General features: G+C 60.7%; 5 protein-coding genes and 1 pseudogene. 4 read left to right on the top strand and 2 right to left on the bottom strand.

Translation table 11 applies throughout. From position 1 onward, the window contains the following. Positions 1–414: pseudogene (locus JJ869_RS22835) on the top strand (glucose-6-phosphate isomerase); the annotation flags it as partial. A gap of 64 nt (positions 415–478) precedes the next feature. On the opposite strand, the gene JJ869_RS22830 reads toward JJ869_RS22835, so the two are convergent. Then, positions 479–973, bottom strand: coding sequence for a thioesterase family protein (locus JJ869_RS22830; protein ID WP_292271158.1), 495 nt, complete (start codon positions 971–973; stop codon positions 479–481). A gap of 12 nt (positions 974–985) precedes the next feature. Then, positions 986–1,435, bottom strand: a complete 450-nt coding sequence (locus tag JJ869_RS22825; RefSeq protein ID WP_292271156.1) for a cupin domain-containing protein — start codon at positions 1,433–1,435, stop codon at positions 986–988. Positions 1,436–1,520: 85 nt separating this feature from the next. On the opposite strand from JJ869_RS22825, the gene JJ869_RS22820 reads away from it, so the two are divergent. From JJ869_RS22820 to ccsA, 3 genes are all read left to right on the top strand, one after another. Then, positions 1,521–2,147 (top strand): holin-associated N-acetylmuramidase, encoded by a 627-nt coding sequence (locus JJ869_RS22820; RefSeq protein WP_292271155.1) that lies wholly within the window; start codon positions 1,521–1,523, stop codon positions 2,145–2,147. Beyond that, positions 2,138–2,662: a holin family protein gene (locus JJ869_RS22815; RefSeq protein ID WP_292271152.1), complete on the top strand. Its 525-nt coding sequence runs from the start codon at positions 2,138–2,140 to the stop codon at positions 2,660–2,662. The genes JJ869_RS22820 and JJ869_RS22815 overlap by 10 nt, the downstream gene beginning before the upstream one ends. Positions 2,663–2,782: 120 nt before the next feature. Then, positions 2,783–3,441: cytochrome c biogenesis protein CcsA (ccsA, locus tag JJ869_RS22810; RefSeq protein ID WP_292271150.1), on the top strand; the 659-nt coding region annotated here is incomplete at its 3' end.

Here is a 3,441-nt window from a genome sequence, read left to right as displayed (position 1 = left end):
GACCTGCGACACCATCACGAATTGCTGATCGCCAATTGTCTCGCGCAATCCGAGGCGCTGATGCGCGGGCGGTCGCTGGATGAGGCGCGGGCGATCATGGCCAAGAAAGGCCTGAGCGGCGACGAGCTGGAACGGCAGGCGCTGCACCGGGTGTTTCCGGGCAACCGCCCGTCCACGACGTTGATGATGTCGAAGCTGACACCCGAGGTTCTGGGCCAGATCATCGCGCTTTATGAACACCGGGTGTTTGTCGAAGGGGTGATCCTTGGGATCAACTCGTTCGATCAATGGGGCGTGGAATTGGGCAAGGAACTGGCGACATCGCTTGGGCCATTGGTCAGCGGTGATGCTCCGGCAGATAGCAAGGACGGCAGCACGCAAGCCCTGCTCGGATACGTGAAACGCTATTCGTGAGGTGGGCAAGACGTGTTGAAACGTCTTGATACGCGGTTTCGAAACCGCGTTCGAACGCGCCTGATCAAGACGCGTCGACGCGTCTTGCCACCCCGTCCACCGCGTGGAACCGCTCGCGTACAGGTTCTGGGATTGGCATGCGCCCACTGCCATCCGGCTGCAATAGCACGATCACGCAGGTAAAGGTCGCGCGAACCGAACCGCCGGACCAGATCTCCTGCCTGAGCGTAAAGCTGGTGGTGCGGTAGTCCACGGTTCGCGTCACCACGACGTAGTCTTCGTCCGCCCGCATTTCCTGAAGCCAATCGATCTCACCTCGGCGGATGACGATGCGCGGTTCAACCTCGGCGGCGCCGTAGGTCGATAAGCCTACATGCTTGAAATAGGTGACCCGCGCCCCTTCAAACCAGATCAGATAGGCTACGTTGTTGACGTGGTTGAGCGGATCAAGTTCGGCAAAGCGCACCCGGTCTGCCAAGGCCAGCGGCCACGGCTCTGTCAGACCAAAGGTACGTTGCTGGTCAGGGTTAAGCGGGGTGAGGAACGGAATGTCGATCATGGCAGCGCTCTGTCAACCCGCGCGCGGAATGTCAAACCCCGGCGGCGCGAGGGTGAAGCCGTCAAACTGAAATGCCGGGCTGACCGTGCATCCCATCAAGGTCCAATCGCCTGTGCTGCGCGCCGCCTGCCAATTGTGTGGCGGGACAATGATCTGCGGCGACTGCCCTTGGAACAGGTTAGGACCAAGCACATGATCCTTTGCAGGGCCGGTATCGGTTTCTGACAGCGACAGAATCAGTGGCGCACCGGCGTAGTGATGCCAGATCTCTGTGGCGTCGACGGTATGCCAATGGCTGCGTTCGCCAGCTCCGAGCAGGAAATAGATGCAGGTGCCCGATGGTCGTTCATCCTCCTCTCCGATCCAGGTTTGGCGGTAATGACCACCTTCCGGATGTGGCAAAAGGGCAAGACGCTTGATGATGTCCTGTGCCGATTTTCCATTCAGATCAATCTGTTCCACGCGTGTTCTCCCGCGGCGTTCGCTATCTTGTGACTTGGTTAACCTCAGCTTTGCAGTCTTTGCCGCCAGGAGCAATCGGGGGCAGATGGTGGACCAAAGAAAGCAGAACGTGAGAGCCATCGCACAGGAGATTGTGTCCCGCGAAGGCGGTTATGTGAACGATCCCGATGATCCCGGCGGGGCCACGAAATACGGTGTGACCATTCATACGATGCGCCGTCTTGGGCTTGACCTGACAGGGGACGGGCAGGTGACGCAAGCCGATGTCCAGCGCCTGAACCAAGAGCAGGCCGTCGAGATCTTCATTGACCATTACTTCGCGCGTCCCCGCATTGCCGACCTGCCGCAACCGCTTCAGGCGACGGTCTTCGACATGTATGTCAATACAGGTGCCAATGCGGTGAAAATCCTGCAACGCCTGTTGGGAAAGATGGGCTACGCGGTCGCCGTCGACGGTGCCATCGGCCCCAAGACCATCGCCGCATCTGCGCGCGCGCATGCCAGCGCTCCGGATCATATTGTCGATGCCTACGGGATCGAACGACGCAATTACTATTTCGATCTGGCCGACCGCCGGCCCGCCAGCCGCAAATACGCGCGCAGCCGGGCAGGCGGGAAGGGTGGCTGGATCACGCGGGCGGAGGCCTTCATTGACGCCCGCTATCATCTGACACCAGCCGCGTTTCAGCAAAGGATCTCTGCATGGGATTGATCGAACAGGTGTTTTCGCTGGTCTTCGGATCCGGGCGTAACATGGTGCGCGACACGGTCGAAGTGTTTCGCCCGAACGCGGAAGCACAAGCGCAACGCGACAAAGACCGATATGGTGCGTCGCTCGGCCAGTTTGCGGCCGAGTTCTATGCGCCGCAGCGTGGCTGGTTTGACCGCCTGATGGATGCGCTGAACCGTGTGCCGCGTCCGGCCATGGCATTGGGCACCTTGGGCTTGTTCGTGTCGGCGATGGTGGACCCGGAGTGGTTTTCCGCCCGCATGGTGGGGTTGGCACTGGTGCCAGAACCGCTCTGGTGGCTCTTGGGGGCAATTGTCAGCTTCTATTTCGGTGCACGGCATCAGGCGAAAGGTCAGGAGTTCCAGCGCGCGTTGGTCCAACACATGGCGCGGCCGGGACCAGATCAGCGGCCAGAGACGGACACCGTGCTCCCGACGCAAGAGCCACAACCAGACGGCAATGCAGCGCTCGAGGAGTGGGTGCAACAGCGCCGCTAAAGGCGTCGGACGCGTCGACGCGTCCGGGTCTTCCGTCGACGGAAGACCCGCGACAATGTGAACCGAGCAAACCGACGAAACGCATTGGCCGTAACCAGTGCTGCGCCTATACTCCACCACATGGTTACAGAACTCGGTCATTTCGCCCTCATCCTCGCGTTCCTTGTCGCGATTGTGCAATCCATTGTGCCTCTGGTGGGGGCGCATAAACGCTGGCCCGGCTGGATGGCTGTCGCCGAACCGGCGGCAACGGTGCAATTCCTGCTGACGGCCTTTGCCTTTGCGGCTTTGACTTATGCCTTCGTGACCTCGGATTTCTCGCTGCGGCTTGTCTGGCTCAACAGCCATTCGGCCAAACCGATGCTCTATAAAATCAGCGGTGTCTGGGGCAACCACGAAGGCTCCATGCTTCTGTGGGTGCTGATCCTGACGCTCTTTGGCGCGATGGCCGCGTGGTTCGGCAAAGGCTTGCCTCCGACCCTGCGCGCCCGTGTTCTGGCGGTGCAATCCGCTGTTGCTGTTGCATTTTTTGCCTTCATCATCTTCACGTCCAACCCGTTCCTGCGCCTGGTCGTGCCTCCCTTTGACGGGCAGGACCTCAACCCGCTGCTGCAGGACCCGGGACTCGCCTTCCACCCGCCGTTCCTCTACCTCGGCTATGTAGGCCTGAGCATCTGCTTCAGCTTTGGCGTTGCCGCCCTGATCGAAGGCCGTGTCGATGCGGCCTGGGGCCGTTGGGTGCGCCCCTGGACGCTGGCCGCATGGGTCTTTTTGACCAT

It is taken from the genome of Marivita sp., from assembly GCF_017643905.1.
Classification (GTDB): Bacteria; Pseudomonadota; Alphaproteobacteria; order Rhodobacterales; family Rhodobacteraceae; genus Marivita.
Note: the sequence above shows the minus strand (reverse complement) of the source record. Positions and strands in the feature narration are given on the sequence as shown.

Coding starts and splice junctions, on each gene's coding strand:
- JJ869_RS22830 (WP_292271158.1), bottom strand. CDS start 973: ATGATCGACATTCCGTTCCTCACCCCGCTTAACCCTGACCAGCAACGT.
- JJ869_RS22820 (WP_292271155.1), top strand. CDS start 1,521: ATGGTGGACCAAAGAAAGCAGAACGTGAGAGCCATCGCACAGGAGATT.
- JJ869_RS22815 (WP_292271152.1), top strand. CDS start 2,138: ATGGGATTGATCGAACAGGTGTTTTCGCTGGTCTTCGGATCCGGGCGT.